The organism is Devosia sp. XGJD_8, assembly GCF_046614475.1.
In the GTDB taxonomy this organism is placed as follows: Bacteria; Pseudomonadota; Alphaproteobacteria; order Rhizobiales; family Devosiaceae; genus Devosia.
Genome location: NZ_JBKJHF010000001.1, coordinates 435068 through 450520, shown reverse-complemented (window position 1 = coordinate 450520; position 15453 = coordinate 435068). Strand labels below are relative to the sequence as shown.

At 62.9% G+C, this 15453-nt stretch carries 13 protein-coding genes; 5 read left to right on the top strand and 8 right to left on the bottom strand.

The features are described 5' to 3' along the window. Positions 1-113: 113 nt before the first annotated feature. From ACLI1C_RS02155 to ACLI1C_RS02135, 5 genes are all read right to left on the bottom strand, one after another. Entirely contained in the window at positions 114-737 is a 624-nt protein-coding gene (locus ACLI1C_RS02155; protein WP_411395209.1) for a ribbon-helix-helix domain-containing protein, read from the bottom strand. Continuing rightward, the gene (locus tag ACLI1C_RS02150; RefSeq protein WP_411395208.1) at positions 727-2055 is read right to left on the bottom strand and encodes an HlyD family type I secretion periplasmic adaptor subunit; all 1329 of its coding nucleotides are present in this window, start codon (positions 2053-2055) and stop codon (positions 727-729) included. The genes ACLI1C_RS02155 and ACLI1C_RS02150 overlap by 11 nt, the downstream gene beginning before the upstream one ends. Then, entirely contained in the window at positions 2052-4196 is a 2145-nt protein-coding gene (locus tag ACLI1C_RS02145; protein WP_411395207.1) for a type I secretion system permease/ATPase, read from the bottom strand. Before ACLI1C_RS02145 ends, ACLI1C_RS02150 begins: the two co-directional genes overlap by 4 nt. 305 nt (positions 4197-4501) lie before the next feature. Further along, complete coding sequence (locus ACLI1C_RS02140; protein ID WP_411395206.1) at positions 4502-5902, bottom strand: TolC family protein; 1401 nt, start codon at positions 5900-5902, stop codon at positions 4502-4504. A 29-nt stretch (positions 5903-5931) separates the two neighbouring features. Then, positions 5932-6279, bottom strand: coding sequence for a hypothetical protein (locus tag ACLI1C_RS02135; RefSeq protein ID WP_411395205.1), 348 nt, complete (start codon positions 6277-6279; stop codon positions 5932-5934). An 812-nt stretch (positions 6280-7091) separates the two neighbouring features. Here ACLI1C_RS02135 and ACLI1C_RS02130 point away from each other — a divergent pair. Then, positions 7092-7316 (top strand): hypothetical protein, encoded by a 225-nt coding sequence (locus ACLI1C_RS02130; protein ID WP_411395204.1) that lies wholly within the window; start codon positions 7092-7094, stop codon positions 7314-7316. Between the two features lie 360 nt (positions 7317-7676). Continuing rightward, on the top strand, positions 7677-8120 hold the full coding sequence (locus tag ACLI1C_RS02125; RefSeq protein ID WP_411395203.1) for a MucR family transcriptional regulator: 444 nt from the start codon (positions 7677-7679) through the stop codon (positions 8118-8120). Between the two features lie 699 nt (positions 8121-8819). Here ACLI1C_RS02125 and ACLI1C_RS02120 read toward each other — a convergent pair. The 3 genes from ACLI1C_RS02120 to ACLI1C_RS02110 form a co-directional block, all read right to left on the bottom strand. Continuing rightward, positions 8820-9086, bottom strand: a complete 267-nt coding sequence (locus ACLI1C_RS02120) for a hypothetical protein (protein WP_411395202.1) — start codon at positions 9084-9086, stop codon at positions 8820-8822. Positions 9087-9250: 164 nt separating this feature from the next. After that, positions 9251-9487: a hypothetical protein gene (locus ACLI1C_RS02115; RefSeq protein ID WP_411395201.1), complete on the bottom strand. Its 237-nt coding sequence runs from the start codon at positions 9485-9487 to the stop codon at positions 9251-9253. A gap of 162 nt (positions 9488-9649) precedes the next feature. After that, the gene (locus ACLI1C_RS02110; RefSeq protein ID WP_411395200.1) at positions 9650-10987 is read right to left on the bottom strand and encodes an EAL domain-containing protein; all 1338 of its coding nucleotides are present in this window, start codon (positions 10985-10987) and stop codon (positions 9650-9652) included. A 343-nt stretch (positions 10988-11330) separates the two neighbouring features. Between ACLI1C_RS02110 and ACLI1C_RS02105 the strand changes: the two genes are divergently transcribed. The 3 genes from ACLI1C_RS02105 to ACLI1C_RS02095 all read left to right on the top strand — a co-directional run bounded on the left by ACLI1C_RS02105 (position 11331) and on the right by ACLI1C_RS02095 (position 15406). Continuing rightward, positions 11331-12365 carry a polysaccharide biosynthesis protein gene (locus tag ACLI1C_RS02105; RefSeq protein ID WP_411395199.1) on the top strand — a complete coding sequence of 345 codons (1035 nt, stop codon included), beginning with the start codon at positions 11331-11333 and terminating at the stop codon, positions 12363-12365. Continuing rightward, positions 12353-13636: an NAD(P)/FAD-dependent oxidoreductase gene (locus ACLI1C_RS02100; protein ID WP_411395198.1), complete on the top strand. Its 1284-nt coding sequence runs from the start codon at positions 12353-12355 to the stop codon at positions 13634-13636. Before ACLI1C_RS02105 ends, ACLI1C_RS02100 begins: the two co-directional genes overlap by 13 nt. Before the next feature lie 582 nt (positions 13637-14218). Continuing rightward, entirely contained in the window at positions 14219-15406 is a 1188-nt protein-coding gene (locus ACLI1C_RS02095) for an O-antigen ligase family protein (protein WP_411395197.1), read from the top strand. Positions 15407-15453: the final 47 nt, after the last annotated feature.

Genomic DNA, 15453 nt, shown 5'->3' with positions numbered 1-15453 from the left:
CCAAGACCTCTACAATTGTACGGCGCGGACGAAAGCATATCCCGATATATGCAATTGCAAAATACTTGCTTAACCTTAATCCAAACAGCATATCCTGATATGCTGTTTGGTGGTCAGTGGATGATGAAGCCCACCAGCACGGTGGCAGGCGCCGGCGGCGGGATGATAATCCGCGCCTGGGTGCGTCTCTCGTGATTGTCCACCTTGATCGACAGGCCGCATTCAATCGCCATGCCCGGCTCCAGCTCGGCGAACAGGGCTTCGGCCGGCCGATCCAGTATCAGCTGAGCCTTCTCCACCGGGCCGGATTTGGAAAGGACCGTGCGCAAGTAGCGTACGAATTCATCATTCACGCGAACCAGACGTTTGTTTCGGTCGAGGGCGAATGAGGGCGTGGGCGCCATCTGCATCAATTTGACTACGGCCAGCGGCGTCGCCAGGGGCGCAATGCGCGTGCTTTCATCCAAGAGTCGCTTGACCACCGCGCTGCGTATCGTGCTTGAGGCGTTGACGCCCGACACCCGGGCCTGGCCAAGCAGTTCGCGAACCAGGTCGGCGGTTTTGCGGTTCTCAAGGTTGGCCATGCGCGCTATGGCGTCCCAGAACGCGCCTTCGAGGCGCAGTCCATGCCGGCCGGTCTCGGTCACAACGGTGCGGAATACCGGCACGGCCCAGGCCGGGGCCTCCGGCGCTGGTTCAGACAGGCCTTCGCCCCAAGCCCGCACATTATCGCTCAATCAGTGCCTCCTGCTGGACCTTGTTGATGGGCTTGAGCAGGTATTGCAGGATGGAATGCTGGCCCGTGATAATGTCGACACTGGTCACCATGCCCGGCAGGATGGCCAGGTCCTGACCACGATAGGTGAGCGACGTCTGCTCCGCGCGCACCGTGACGAGGTAATAGGTTTCACGAGTATTCTCGTCCACGAGGCTGTCGGCCGAGACATTCTCGACAACGCCATCGAGGCCTCCGTAAACGGAGAAGTCATAGGCGGTGAACTTGATGCGCGCCATCTGACCGGGAATGACAAAGGCAACGTCGGCGGGTCGCAACTTGGCTTCCACCAGGAGGAAATCGGATTTGGGGACGATGTCGAGGAGCCTCGATCCCGCCGTGACGACGGCGCCAATGGTGGTGACATCGATGCTGTTGACGATGCCATCGACCGGCGAGCGGACATCGGTGCGCGCCACCCGGTCCGCCGCGCCGCGCAATTGCTGTTCGGCACTGGCCAGTTCGGCACGACGCAGCGTCAGCTCCGACAGCGCTTCCTGGCGAAACTGCTGATCGGCCTGCTGCACCTGCAACTGCGCCTCCCGCAAAGCCGCGACCAGCCGGCCGGTACTTTCTTCGGCCGCCGCGATCTGTCCGGACAGATCGCCCACCTCGGCCTGCAGCGCCAACAAATCCGTTCGAGCCGCCAGCCCCCGTTCGGCCATGGGCGCCACTAGGTCGAGGCGCTGCTGGGCAATGTCGAGATTGCTGGTCAGCCGCGTCCGGTTGGCGGCGACCTCATTGAGTTCGCGCTGCCGCTGTTCGACGCGCTGGGCCAATACATCATTGGTGCTGACCAGACTCCCAAGGCGCGACACCAGCAGATCCATTTCCGCCGCGCAGACGGCAGGGGCCTGGTCCGCCACCAGGGCGGGGCAGCTGTAATCAGCCGCGCTCAGGCCAGCACTCTCGATGCGCAATCGCTCCACCTGAGCCTGCAGCGCAAGCACGCGCGCCTCCACCTCGCCGGCACTGGACGCCGTCGTCGTATCGTCCAGACGAATGAGCATCTGACCGGCAGAAACCTGTTCGCCCGACCGCACCAGAATGTCGGTGACGACACCCGCTTCGGCGCTCTGAACGATCTGGGTCTTGCCCGAAGGAATGACCTTGCCCTCGGCCCGACTGAGCTGATCCACCTCGGCCCAGTTGGCCCAGAGCAGGAACGCCACCAGCACGGCGCCGACAATGGCAATGATGTAGGTCCAGGAGCGGGGCGGATCGTCGGTGGGAAGACGATAGGACTGGGCGACCTCTCCACCCGAGCGCTGAAAGTTCATGCGCTTTCTCCCCGCGCCCGCAACTGCGCCAGGACATCGTCCTTAGGTCCATCGGCGACGAGGCGGCCATTGTCGATCACCATCAGGCGCGTGACCAGCGACAGGAGGCTATAGCGATGAGTGGCGATGATCACCGTCTGGTCGGGCATCAGGCTTGCTTCCAGATGCTTGATTAGTTGCCGCTCGGTGGCCAGGTCCATCGAGCTCGACGGCTCGTCGAGAAACATCACCTTTGGTTCGACCAGCATGGCGCGTGCCAGCGCGATGGTCTGGCGCTGCCCACCCGACAGCAGCGCACCACGCTCGCCCACCGGCATGTCGTAGCCCTGGGGGTGTCGCGACACGAACTCCTCGACCCCGGCGCGCTTGGCGGCGAGCAGAACCCGCTCTTCGCTGGCTGAGGGATCGCTCATGATGATGTTGTCGCGCACCGAGCCGTTGAAGATCTCCGGATCCTGCACCACAAGCCCCACGGCGCGGCGCAGGTCGGACGGATGATACTGGTCGATGTCGATCCCATCGATCGACACCTCTCCCTCAGTGGCGCGGTGGAAGTTTACCAGCAGACGCCCGATAGTGGTCTTGCCCGAGCCAATGCGCCCGATAATGCCGACCTTCTCGCCTGGCTGGATCGAAAAGGAGATGCCATCGAGGACAAAGACCTTGGATCCCGGATAGGCGAACCGGACCTTACTGAAGGTCAGCCGACCAGCCTGGACCACACGCTGCATCTGGCCCTGCCGGCTGGGTCGCTCATCGGGCAGTTTCATGATGCTATCGACGGTGCGATAGGCCTCCATGGCCGTGCGCGCCCGCAGCAGGGTGCTGGCGATCATGCCGATGGGCGCGATCAGGCGATTGGAGAGCATCATCGCGGCGATGATGGCGCCGGTGGTCACATCGCCCGTCGTGAACGCGTAGGATCCGCCAACGATGATGCCGACAAGGGAGAGCTGCGACAGCGCTGCCGTTGTGTTGGTGGCAACCGATTGCAGCATGCGCAACTGGTCCTGCGTGTGGGAGGAGGCCAATACCGCCGCCTCCCAGCGCCGGAGGAGCTGCCCTTCGGCGCGCGATGCCTTGACGGTCTGCACGCCGGTCAGTGCCTCCACCAGCACCGAATTGCGCGCCGAGGATTCCGCCAAAGCCGATTTGACAGCCCTGCCCGACAGCAGGCCCACGACGAGCGTGACAATGAGCGCGACGAGGCCCGCCAGCAGCGGCAGGACGACCAGCCAGCCAACGAGCATGGCTATGATATAGGCGAAGATGCCCAGAAACAGCGCGTCGACGAACATGACCAGGGTGCTGGCGGCAACGAATTCGCGCAGCACCTCATATTGCCCGATGCGACTGACAAAGGCGCCGGTGGAACTGGGGCGCGAGGCCATGGGGGTGTTCAGGACCCGGTCGAACAGCGCCGATGACAGGCGGAAATCAATCGAGCGACCGACAAACTCGATGACACCGGCGCGAGCCAGTTTCAGCAGCAGGTCGAACACCGCGACCATCGCAATTCCGATCGCCAGCACCCAGAGCGTGGTTTCCGCCGAATTGGGCAGCACCCGGTCATAGACGTTCATCGTGAACAGTGGAAAGGCGATCGCAAAGACGTTGATGAAGGCTGCGGCCAGCAGGACGTAGCCGATGCTGACGGCGTGGCCGCTGACCGCGCTCCAGAACCAGTGGCCGCTCCGCGCGAACCGGCGCCCGGAATCTTCCCGGACGCCCTCAAAGTTCGGCGCTGCCAGCAACAGGCGCGCCGGCTTGCCTGCATTGAGCAGCTTGGCGTCGAAGGTGGCCTCCGCGCCGAGCAAGGGGTCGTAGACGCGGTAGGCGCGACGGCCAAGCTTGCGCAGGATCACCAGGGGCGGACGATCGCCGGGCAGCAGAATGGCAGGAAAGTCGTATTCCTTGAGACGGGCCAGTGCCCCATCCAGCGGCCTTGTGGTGACGCCGATCCGCCCGAACGCGGCGTCGATGAGGCCTACATCCATCAACCCGTCGCGCAGCGGCAATCCCGCAGTCAGCGTTGCCGGAGAGTCGGACTTGCGCCAGGACCGTGCAAGAAAGCGAACGCAGTCAAGAACAGGATCGTGACCGACCGAATGCGCAGCATCAAGGGAAGAAACGGCCGACATATTCAGCTCGCCGCCTGACGGTTACTCATGGAGGCTCCACAGCGGGGCACCACATTTCAGATATCTAAAAACAGTATATGATACTACGCGACAAAATACCGTAAACGGCCAATACCGCGTGCCAGAATAGTTAATGGCCGACGACGTTCACCGCCCGCAGTATTTCAAAAGATTGTTACTGCGGCCCGGATACTTGCGTGGCATCGGCCGGCACGCGCTCGGGCGAGGAACGGCGATCGCGAACCAGGGCCGCCGCAATCGGGCTGACTGTACGTCGACGCACTCGCAGCGGCCCCGGCGGGCGACTACATGCCGGGCAGATGCAAAGGCTTGAGCAGCGAGGGCGCGGCATTCTCCCAGGACGGCGTCTCCAGCGCGGCACGGGTATTTGAAGAAGCGGTCTTGGGCGCCTTGACATTCATATAGGCCAGGAGATCGCCACTGGCGGCCAATAGGCGGTACTCGGCAAACATCACGCTGTACAAGGCGGTCTGCTGGAGGATTTGGACATTGACCCTGGTATTTTGCGCATCCAGTACATCGAGGAGCGAGCGCTCGCCGATATTGAACTGCTCGCGATAGGAGGTGATCAGCTCGCGTGAGGACTGCAGCTGCTCATTATAGGCCCTGGCCAGTTCGCCCTGGCTCTGCAGCCGCAACCACGACTCGCGGACGGCCTGCTCGACCTCGCGCGCGGACTGGTCAAAGACCAGCTTGGCCTCGCTTTCACGCCGCAGCTCTTCCTGGACATGGGCGTCTTTGATGCCGCCGTCGTAGATATTCCACCGCAGCGTCAACCTTGCACTGAGGTCATTGGTCAATCCGGTTGAGCCCGACAGGTCATAGCCAGTCGCAGCCCGGCCCTCAAGCTGCAGCTTGGGCATGAAGGCCGACTCGGCCTGGTCAACCAGGGCCGCCGCAGCATCGATGTCGGCCCCTGCCGTCAGCATGCGCGGATTGGTCAGGATGCCCTTGGCGATCGCCATTTCAAGGGTCGCCGGCAGGGCCGAACCGGGACGCGAGGGCAGCGTGACGCCATTGGGCGCCATGCCGACATAGGTTCTGAACTCGATATTGGCCGCTTCGAGCTCGACGGCCGCCTCGGTCAACCGCGCACGGGATGCAGCCATCCGCTCAATGGCCTGGAACCGGTCGGCCTCGGTCAACTGCCCGCTCTCGATCGCCGCCGCCACATCGCTGACCATGGCTTCATGGAAAGCCACGTTCTGTCGGGTCAATTCGACAATCTGGTGCTGCAGCAGGACCTGGTAATAGACGCGCGCGATCTGCAGGGCGATGAACTCGCTTCGCTCCAGCACGCGATATGACGCGCCATCGACGCGCGCCGCCTGCCGCGCCACTTCGGCATCGCGGAAGCCGCCGTCAAACAGATCGAAAGTGGCCGACACCCCGATCTGGGCCGGATAGAGCACATCGCTGCCGATACCGGCAGCGCGACGGCTGGGAGAATCGAGCAACTGCACGCCGGCCGATGCGTCCAGATCAATGCGCGGTGCATAGAGACCGAGCGCCTGACGCAGTTCAAAGCCGGTGGCATCGTGGTTCTGGACGGCCTGGCCAATCTCGGGATTGGACTCCATCGCCACCTGCACGGCCTGATGCAGCGGCATGGCCTGCACTGGCGCCAGCAAGACCAGACTGGAAACGCCAGCCAAAAGCGCCCGGACAAACACTGCATAACGCATTCTTCAAATTCCTCTATGCAGTCGACAGACTATCGAAACGAAATGAACCGCCGGTAAAAGCAGTCGCATTTCTGAATCGATTCTTCGTCCAGGGTGCCGTTCTTGAGATAACCTGCGGCAGCCTCACAGGCCCAGCGCGCTTCCATTGCCCAAACATAGGCTGACCGGCGATTGGCAAGAACGCGCGGATCTGACATGGCGCCACGAGCACTCTCGAAATTGGCCACTACTGTCTGATTGATAGTGCTGGAATCAAGCGATGCGAGCGTTGATTGCCCATAACTCTGGCACAGGCCACCTTGGTGATATCCCAGGTCCGCCGCATTTGCCGAAACAGCCCAAATACTGGCAAGCGCCAGAATTAGCTTGAAAGCCAAACCCCGCATCGACAGACGCCCCCGTCCCCAAAGTAGTTTTTAGCTAGAACCATTTCGATGCATTTGCAAGCGGACTTTAAGGTTGTGGTTCTCGGCATGCCCGGAGAGTCTTTTTTTTGCAACGCCTGCCCAGGCCCTCCCGGTTTCATTGTTGCTCGGCGCAGCAGGGAAGTCCTCGATCCCTTGGGACTGGGCTGCGCGCAGTAATTGGGCGGCAATCAACTTTTCCGGCGACGGTTGTGCGGTGAGAGCCCTGCTGTCCGGCCTGACTGGTCGCCAGCATTGGTTCGGCGACCAGGCATGGCGCGCCGCCTCAAGAGAAGGCAGGTGGCGTGGTCAGCGGGCGTGGCGACGGCCTGCGGTGATCCTGCGCAGGGCGGGACGTGCAATGAGCACCACGCCGGCGGCGCGCACTGTGGGTGGCGCGGCCTGGACCTCGGCAGGAGCCGGCGGCGTGGGCAAATGATCGATAACGCCAAAGCGCCGACGCAGGCCCGGCCCCGGCCGCAACCGGCGCGGCCGGCAGGCGATCGATCGGGCCGCATGCCGGCGCGGACCCTACCGGCGACGAGGCGCTTGATGGGCGGCCCAATCGGACCGGGGCGCGCCGCCGGTGCATGGGGGGCCTGAGGACCCGTCCGCCCGGCCGTGACCGATCCGCCGCAAGGCCGCCGCCCCTGAGGCCGGATGCGCAGCACCGCCGCGAGGCTGACTTGATCCACAACAATATCGCCAGTATCGACCGGTTCCGGCCCGGCAGGGCATGGACTTTTTTCCCGCCCTCGGATCACATGCCCAGTCGGGGGGAGATCATGATGTTCCATGGATGGGCATTGGCTTATGCCGACGGGATCGAGGCGGGTCGCGTTGCGGTCAAAATCACGGATGGTCACGGCTATGTTTATGGCTTTGCTGACCTCGACCTCGCCTTTGCTGCCGAAGAACTCTATCTGGTCGACGAAGAGCTGGGGCACCGCATTCCCGTTACTCTGGTGGCCATCGACTCCGAGGGCCGCCTCCAGGTGACCAGCCCCTAGGCCCTGACCACGGTGCCGGCAAAGCCAGATCCACCGCCGCTGCTTCCCCCCTTTGGCGGCGGGCTGACTTCAATCGTCCCGGCGCGGCCCGTATCCTCGCTGGGCGAAACGCAGGTGCGTGGCCGGAAGGGGCCGGCCAGGGCGCGATCTCGGCGTTGCAGCCGGTCGGTGCAGTGTCAGCCTGGATGTCGTGGACAAACCGACAAAAGCACTGGACGGTTCGCCCGACGTGCTAATGCTCTCTTAGCCAAAGACGAACCGAAAACAGTCCAGGCACTGGACCAGGCGCCAACGACTGGGCAGATTTGCCAGGTTTTGCCGGAGAAGGCCCTATCGATGAGTGACACTCCTGAGCCTAGCATGACCGATGCCGTCCGCCTTGAGCAGGTTGCCGAGATCGTCTCCGCCTATGTTGCCAACAACGCCGTATCACCCGCAGACGTGCCGGCGCTGATCGCCAGCACCCATCGGGCAATGGCTTCGCTGTCAGCGCCCCCCGCCAGGGAGCAGGCGGAAGAGCTCAAGCCGGCGGTGCCGATCCGGAAATCAGTCACGCCGGATTTCATCATCTGCCTGGACGACGGGAAGAAGTTCAAGTCGCTCAGGCGGCACCTGAGCGTCCTGGGCATGACGCCCGATCAATATCGCGCCAAGTGGAAACTGCCATCGGACTATCCGATGGTGGCTTCCAATTATGCCGCAATCCGGTCTGCGCTGGCGAAGTCCAATGGCCTGGGCCGGACGGGTGCAGCAGCACCCGCATTGACCAAAAAGCGCGGCCGGAAGCCTCGAGCCGAAGCGTAGATCCCATTCGCGGCCATACGCAGCAGGCCCGGGACACCCCGGACCCGCCGGGCGTCAACCTTGACGGTCAGGACCGAGAACGGGCGACCTCTACCGCCGTGGCCGGGCGCCTCGCGGGACGGTCAAGGAGAGGGGAGCCAGGCGTTGGGCCGGTTCGGGGCCACGCCCATGCTGGTATCCGCCGCCGGTACAGTGCCGCATGGACCGTGCCATGGCCTGGCAGCCGATCCGGGCGTGCAGTAGGACACCTGGTGGACATCGCACCGGACGGGACCTCGACCAAACACTGTCCGGCCCTGTTCCCCCTCTTGTCTCCAGCGGCAATCTGGACGCGGGGCCATTGAATTTGCCGATTTGGTGCTTGTCCTTGGCAATCAATAGACGGTTGATCAACTATCGGGGGACGCCTGCCCGCTTAATGATCCGCGGGCGGCGGGCTCAGGTGGAAGCCACGGTGAGCCGCGACTTGGGATGGCTGAAGCGGTGCGTCGTTTCGGCATGACGCGGATGGGGAACGTGGGATGATCAAGACCAGGACGATTGCGCGATACGGAACCCTTGCCGGCTTGGTACTGGCAAGCACCGCTCTTTTGATGGTGGTCGGGCTCTCGCTCTGGCACCTGGTGACGTAATTGGGCGGGCGCAATGGTATCGGGAACCATGTGGCAGGCGCCGGCAGCTTCCCCTTGCACTGGCCTGTCAGGCTTTGATGTCGCCTTTCCAGATCAGCCTTATCTTGCCGGCGTCGTCGCGAGACCAGACTTCGGTTGGACGTGCCGGGTCGCCAAAGACCGCAATCAGGTGAAAGGCGCCGCTTTCCGCCTCGTCTCTCGTTGTATAAGGACCCAGCGACTTTCCTTCCCTGTCTACCCACCAGGCTCCACGACTTTGCAGCACGATGTAGAGGCACGTCGGGGCGCGCCTGGATTTCGGACCGAGGAAGCTCTTTTCGTCGTTCCCAGGCATCGGAATGTCCCGCGACTTATCCCAATGATGGTCCGCACCGATTGGTTGCAGGGGAGGCCATGCGCCACGGCGCGGTGCCCTTCACCTGTCCTTGCAAGCATCAACGACACGGTCCCGGTTACGCGCCCCGCCGATATCCGGGCTGAAATCAGACCGGCAAAGGGTCAGTGCATCTTGCCGCGCACGTTGGCCTCGAATGCCGTCCACCACGTCACCAGTTCGAGCACCTGCATACCTTTACTAGGGTATTTCTCGGCGATGGCTTCAAGAAGGCAAATCTCCTCATGGACCAAAGGAAGATCGGCGATGGGATAGACCCCGGTCTGCTGGATGCCTTGAATGTAGGCAGCGAGGGTCCCTCGACTGACGATGATGCGCTGGTCGGCTTCGTCTGGGGTCATCCAGTTATGATGCAGACATCTTTCTGCTGGCGTCAACCGAGGCGCCTGTCCCTCGGGCGCAGCCGGACCGGACCCGTCTTCGGTCGGCCCATGGCCATGGGCAAATGGCGGACAAGGCCGTTGGTGATCACGGACCGTGCCATGGCCGGTGGTGGCTCTGCGTCACTTGGTGGCGCTTGCGCTTCGAAGCAACCGCTGGGGCAAAGGGGACGTGGCGATGCTCAGCCGCTCAACCAAGGCCATGGCGTCGCCGGGGTGCATCGGCCTGCCGAGGAAATATCCCTGCGCGGTCCCCACCCCCAGCTTGCGCAGGGCCTCGAGTTCGACCGCTGTCTCCACCCCTTCCGCCAGGATTTGGCTCTTGGTCTCGCGACCGAAATGCACCAGCGCGGCCGCCAGGGCGTTACGCGCCAGGTCGTCCTGGATGTTGTGAGTGAGGCTTATGTCCAGCTTGATGATGTCCGGTTGCAGCGCCAGGATGTGGCGCAAACTCGCATAGCCGGCGCCTGCGTCGTCGACAGCGAGCCGAATGCCGTTGACGCGAAGTTCGTTCAGGGCGCTGCAGAGCGCATCGTAATCGTCAACGCTGGCATGTTCGGTGATTTCGACGACAACCCGCTTTGCATGCTTTCTGGCAATGGCGTGGGCGAGAGCGCCAGAGGTTACGGTGTCCGGCGAGACATTGAAGGTCAGGTAAAGATCGCGGGGAAACTGGTCCAGCAGCACCAGGCCTTTTTGAATTGCTCTCATCTCGAGCTCGACGCCCAGTCCAACTGAAGCGGCCATCTTGAACCAGATGTCTGGCGTCCAGTCTTCCGGCCCGGCAAAGCGTGACAGGCACTCAAAGCCAAGCAGGCGATGATCGGCAATCCGAATGATCGGCTGTACCACGATCGACAGCTCGTCGTGGTCGAGGACCTTCTGGATACGCTCCAGATTGCCCCGATGCTCGGTCGTGGCGTCGATTTCACGTCCGATCAGAACGGCTGTCAACTCGGCCACGGCACGCATCATCTTGAGGTCGCGCAGGTTCAGCGATGGCTGCGGCTCGGTGCTGATGCAGCAGAACATGCCGTAGGTTCGCCCATCGTTCAGCTTGATGGGAACGCTCATATGCGCGCGGATGCCCATGTCCGTGGTGAAGGGCATGCTGGCCGCGAACGGCTCGTCGAGAACATCCGGCATCAGCTCCGGAAGGCGGCCCTCAAGGATGTGCCGACAGTAGACGTAGTCAAGCGGCATTGAATCGCCAGGCTTGATCACATACTCGAGGCCAGGCGCATCGACTTCGCGGAAATAGGTGCGATCCTCCACGAATTCCGAGACATAGGCCACCTGCATTCCCAGATGAACCCGCACTGCTTCCAGGGCCCGTCGCAAGGAATAGTCCGCCTTGTCGTCCAAAGCAGTCGCGAGGCCCTTGAAGTCGAAGATGTCTAGCTCGTCTGCGCGCATGAACAGCCCTGCCTCGAACCCACTGTGGCGCCCGGTGATGTTCAAGCGAGTGGCCGGGAGAGTCCTGGCCGGCCGCCACCGACTTGGTGCGAGGCGCTACGAAATATCCTAACGCAGTACCATAGCACACAAGACTTAAGCGTTTGTTGCTGCGCGGTCGCGCTTTGCGCCGAACATGAATATTGCTGGCCTATTCGTATTGAGGTGACTTGCGAACCAGCATTAACCAAGTCTTAAACTGTGTTAAGATTTGGTTAAATTGTATTAAAATTTGTGCTAAAACCCTTCCTGCGGCGTCGACCTGTAGCGGCGCAACCACTTGGCGGGGTTGGTTATGCAGTCTGATTTTGCGTTCTTGGTACATCCCAGAAATACGCTGCGTTCGGATATGGGTATTCTGTTCGGACGGCCGTTTGCCCTGGTGCCGGAAGTGGTCTGGCGGACCGCCTTGAAGCATTTGCCGGTGCCGCCCATGGTGACCGGCAAGATGTCTCGCGTTGACGTGCCTGGCAAAGTCATGGGCAGGATTATTACCGTCCCGCTTACGCCAAGCCAGCTGCTGACCATGCCCCGAACGAAAGTGCAGGCGCGCATCTCGGCGGCGATCGACATGGCGCGTGATCTCGGAGCATCCGTGGTTGGCCTGGGGGCCCTCACCGCTCCGGCCTCGGTCGGCGGCAAGGCCTTCGCCAAACGCGAGGACATCGGCGTCACCAATGGCAACGCCTTTACGGCTGCCATGACCCTGCAGGCGATGGAGAAGCTGACGGCTTCGCTGGGCCGCGATCCGCTGATCGCCATTGTCGGCGCCACGGGTAGCGTAGGCTCATGCCTGACCCGGCTCTACGCCCGCAAGCATGCGGGCCGGCTCTTGTTGGTGGCGCGCAACGAAAAGCGCCTTCTCGCGCTGGCTGCCGATGTGCGCCGCGACGGTGTCGAGGCCAGCGTCAGCACCGACATGGCTGACGTGTCCAGGGCCGATCTTGTCGTGCTGCTTACCTCATCCCCCGATGCGCTGCTGCGCAGCGAACACCTCAAACGGGGCGCGATAGTCCTCGACGATACGGTACCCCGCAATACCGACGAAAAACTGCTGGTGGAGCGCCCGGATGTGCTGATCGTCGATGGCGGCCTGGTTGAGATCCCCGGCTTCGACCTGCGCGGCTCCATCGCACTCGCGCCCAAGCTTGCCTATGCGTGTCTCGCCGAGACCATGCTTCTGGCGCTTTCCGGGCATCAGGGCCACTTCTGCATGGGGGAAGCCCAGGTGGATCAGGCCGAGCATATTCTGGAGCTCTCCATCAAGCACCAGCATTTGGGGTTTCAGCTGGCACCTTTCCGCTCATTCGGAAAGCTGATCCTCGACGCCCCGACGCGGACTGTTGCAGCACCGGTAGAGGAGCTGGTCTCATGCGCCGCGTAGTCATATTGGGCGGCGGCTATGCCGGCCTGCACGCCTTTTCCGCACTGCAGTCCCGACTTCGCGCGCTTGTCGCACGTGGTGACGTGGAGCTGATCCTGGTCTCGCGGGATGGGCATCACACCTATCACGGCTGGACCGGAGAAGTGCTGGCCGGCGACTTGCCGGTGGCCAGCACCCTGACCGCACTTGCGCCGCTGCTGGGCCGCAGTTTCATGCAAGGCGAAGTGGTTTCAGCGGACCTTGCCGGCAGAACCCTGAAGGTCAAGACCGCAGAAGGTCAACAGGACCTCCGCTTCGATCACCTGGTGATTGCCGCGGGATCCGTGGATCCGTTCGACCGAATTCCCGGGCTGGCCGAGCACGGCTGGTGCGTCAAGGATTGTGAGGACATGCAGAGCCTGGTGGGGCGGCTTGACGGCTGGACGGCAGCTGCGGCCAGGACGCGAAACGTCGTCGTGGTAGGCGGAGGCCTCGCCGGCGTCGAAACGGCCTCTGCGCTCGCCGCCCGCTTCGGCCGAAGCCGGGCAGGAAAGGTCAATATCCATCTCGTCTCCTCAAGCGAACAGCTGCTGCCGACCCTGCGTCCCGACTTCAACCATATAGCCGAGACAGCAACGCGCACCCTTGTCGAACAGGGCGTGCAGCTCCATCAGGGCAAGCGCGTGGCGCGGATCGGGGAAGACCAGGTGGAGCTAGCGGATGGCAGGACCCTTGCTTCCGATCTTTCGGTCGTAGCGGCCGGGGTAAGTTTCCGTGTCCTGCCGGGCACAGAATCCTTGCCGCGCAACGCGGCAGGGCAAGTCATCGTCAATGACGATCTACGCGTGCGGGGGAGCTACAATATCTGGGCCGCCGGCGACATTGCCGCCGTCCCGCATCCCGACACCGGCGAGCCCTGTCCTGCCAATGCCCTGTGGGCCATGAAGCAGGGCGATTGTGTCGGGCGCAACATTGCCCGCTCGATCAGGGGCCAATCCGTCAGAGGTTTCAATTTCCGTGGCCTCGGACAAGCGGCCGGACTGGCTGGCCAGCGGGGTATCACCGAACTCTATCGGCTCCAGTTTACCGGCCGGCTTGCCTGGGTGATCCGCGTGCTTTTCTTCGCCTGGTACATGCCTTCGCGCCGCGGCGCCCTGTCGGTCGTTGCGCAGCTGTCCAAGCATTCCTGGAACGCGATGATCGGCGCTGTCTCGCGAGGCGGCCATGCCGCTTCCGGCCAGACAACCGACGTTCAGGCACCGGTAGCAAATCTGTCGGGCCGCCCGCGATGAAGCCAACGCGGCACGGCAGCCTGCCCGTCCGCGGTGCGCCCGGTGAAGAACCTTTTCGGCCGCACTGAAAGCCGGCGCACGAGGCGACGGTCGATCCAGTGTCGATCGACACCCGGCGGCTGCCGCGCAGCCCGGTGTTGTGCGGATCCATGCGCGTAAGTGTGGTACGCTGCATTCGGCGGCGCAGCTCCTCCTGCACTGATGGCAAGGGATCAATGGCCGAGGCCTCGGCATGTCGACGCTTCGCGCAAAGCCAACGTCGCGTTTGACGTCGCCCTGTTGATCGCGCCTTGCTCCGCCGCTATTCCGGAGGCTGAATGCTTGCCGATCGGCGCTGGTCGACAAGCCGATGGCGCGGCGGTCCGGCGCATGTAGCGAAGTGCTGGCAAGGCCCCAGGATCAAGCGGTCAACCCAGATAATGTCAGCTCCACCAATCTGAGACATGAAACACCATGCACTTCCTTCCTAGAACAGATGGCGGGCTGGCCGATGATTTTGACGAAGCAGCCGCAAACAGCTATTGGGCGAACGCCGCAGCCGGGTGATCGATGGGCGATCCAGTAAGCAGCAGGACCGAACCAGTGCTCTCCAGCCTCGCCAGCGCGCTCCTGGCAATTGCCGTTGCCGTGACCATCCTGCCACCTGGCTATCCGGCCTATATAGGTGCCTATGCCGCTCTGGTCGCTGCAATGCTGGCCTTCCTGGTTTACGGCTGGCGTCAACGGGCCACGTTTTCGCATCCCACGTCACTGGCCATTCTGGCAGCGATTCTGCTGGTGGCGGCGGCCCTGCCCTTCGTCTATCGCGGACCGCCGGACCTCCTGGCGCCCGTGCTGGTCCTGCCTATGCTCGCGACCATCGCGCTGGGCCTGCTGGCACGGCCGGCCGCGTGGGTGCTTAGCCCCGTTGTGTTTGCAATGATCTGTCTTGTCGGGTCATTGATTGCCCTGGTTGGCGGCGCCTACGAGCATCTCTTGCTGGGTGTCTACCGGCCGGGACTGGGCAACAACCCAATCCATTATGCGACGCTGGCAGCGATGTCGGGATGTCTGGCCCTGGTGGGTGTGGTCTCGAGCGGGGCGCCATGGCGCTATCTCTTTCTGCTCGGGCCGGTCTTCGGGCTTGGTTGTGCGGTGATTGCGGATTCGCGCGGACCAATGCTTGGCACGCTCGCCATGGCAGCGGTCGGTATGGTGGCGCTCACCGTCTGGCTGTGGCGAGACAACCTGTTCCGCATTGCTCTCCTCATCAGCACGGGCATTGCTGTCGGCCTCATCGTCTATTTGGTGGGCAGCGGCAATGCCCGGGTCGCCGGCATCGTGCAAAGCGGATTGGACATCTTTCGCTTCACCGGCGGCTCGGACGACATCCGGGCGGCACTCTATGCGTCGGCCATCGAAATCCTCAGGACGTCTCCTGTGGTCGGCGTCGGCCTGGGGCAGATCATGGTGACAGCCCAGACCCTGTTCCCCGAACTGGTCCTGGGCACTGGTCTCGAAAACCTGCATGCCGACTGGGCCAATTTTGCCGCCATGGCAGGGGCAATGGGCCTGCTGGCCTGGCTGCTGTTGCTGGCTGCGCCGCTGCTCCTGCTGGTCGGCCGCCGGGCACGCCCAGATCGGCCAACGGTGCTTGGATCACTCCTGCTCACCACGGGCCAGCTCACGCTGGGCGTGAGCAACGCCACCTTCGGTATCCTGCCGCAGACCGTGATCTACGCCGTAGCGCTGGGTTATTTCCTGGCCTGGACGCGGCGGCGATCGCAGTAGACCCGATCCTCGCGGAGTTCGTCAGTGCTGAGAACGCGATGGCTCCA

Coding starts and splice junctions, on each gene's coding strand:
- ACLI1C_RS02150 (WP_411395208.1), bottom strand. CDS start 2,055: ATGAACTTTCAGCGCTCGGGTGGAGAGGTCGCCCAGTCCTATCGTCTT.
- ACLI1C_RS02145 (WP_411395207.1), bottom strand. CDS start 4,196: ATGTCGGCCGTTTCTTCCCTTGATGCTGCGCATTCGGTCGGTCACGAT.
- ACLI1C_RS02140 (WP_411395206.1), bottom strand. CDS start 5,902: ATGCGTTATGCAGTGTTTGTCCGGGCGCTTTTGGCTGGCGTTTCCAGT.
- ACLI1C_RS02130 (WP_411395204.1), top strand. CDS start 7,092: ATGATGTTCCATGGATGGGCATTGGCTTATGCCGACGGGATCGAGGCG.
- ACLI1C_RS02125 (WP_411395203.1), top strand. CDS start 7,677: ATGACCGATGCCGTCCGCCTTGAGCAGGTTGCCGAGATCGTCTCCGCC.
- ACLI1C_RS02120 (WP_411395202.1), bottom strand. CDS start 9,086: ATGCCTGGGAACGACGAAAAGAGCTTCCTCGGTCCGAAATCCAGGCGC.
- ACLI1C_RS02115 (WP_411395201.1), bottom strand. CDS start 9,487: ATGACCCCAGACGAAGCCGACCAGCGCATCATCGTCAGTCGAGGGACC.
- ACLI1C_RS02105 (WP_411395199.1), top strand. CDS start 11,331: ATGGGTATTCTGTTCGGACGGCCGTTTGCCCTGGTGCCGGAAGTGGTC.
- ACLI1C_RS02100 (WP_411395198.1), top strand. CDS start 12,353: ATGCGCCGCGTAGTCATATTGGGCGGCGGCTATGCCGGCCTGCACGCC.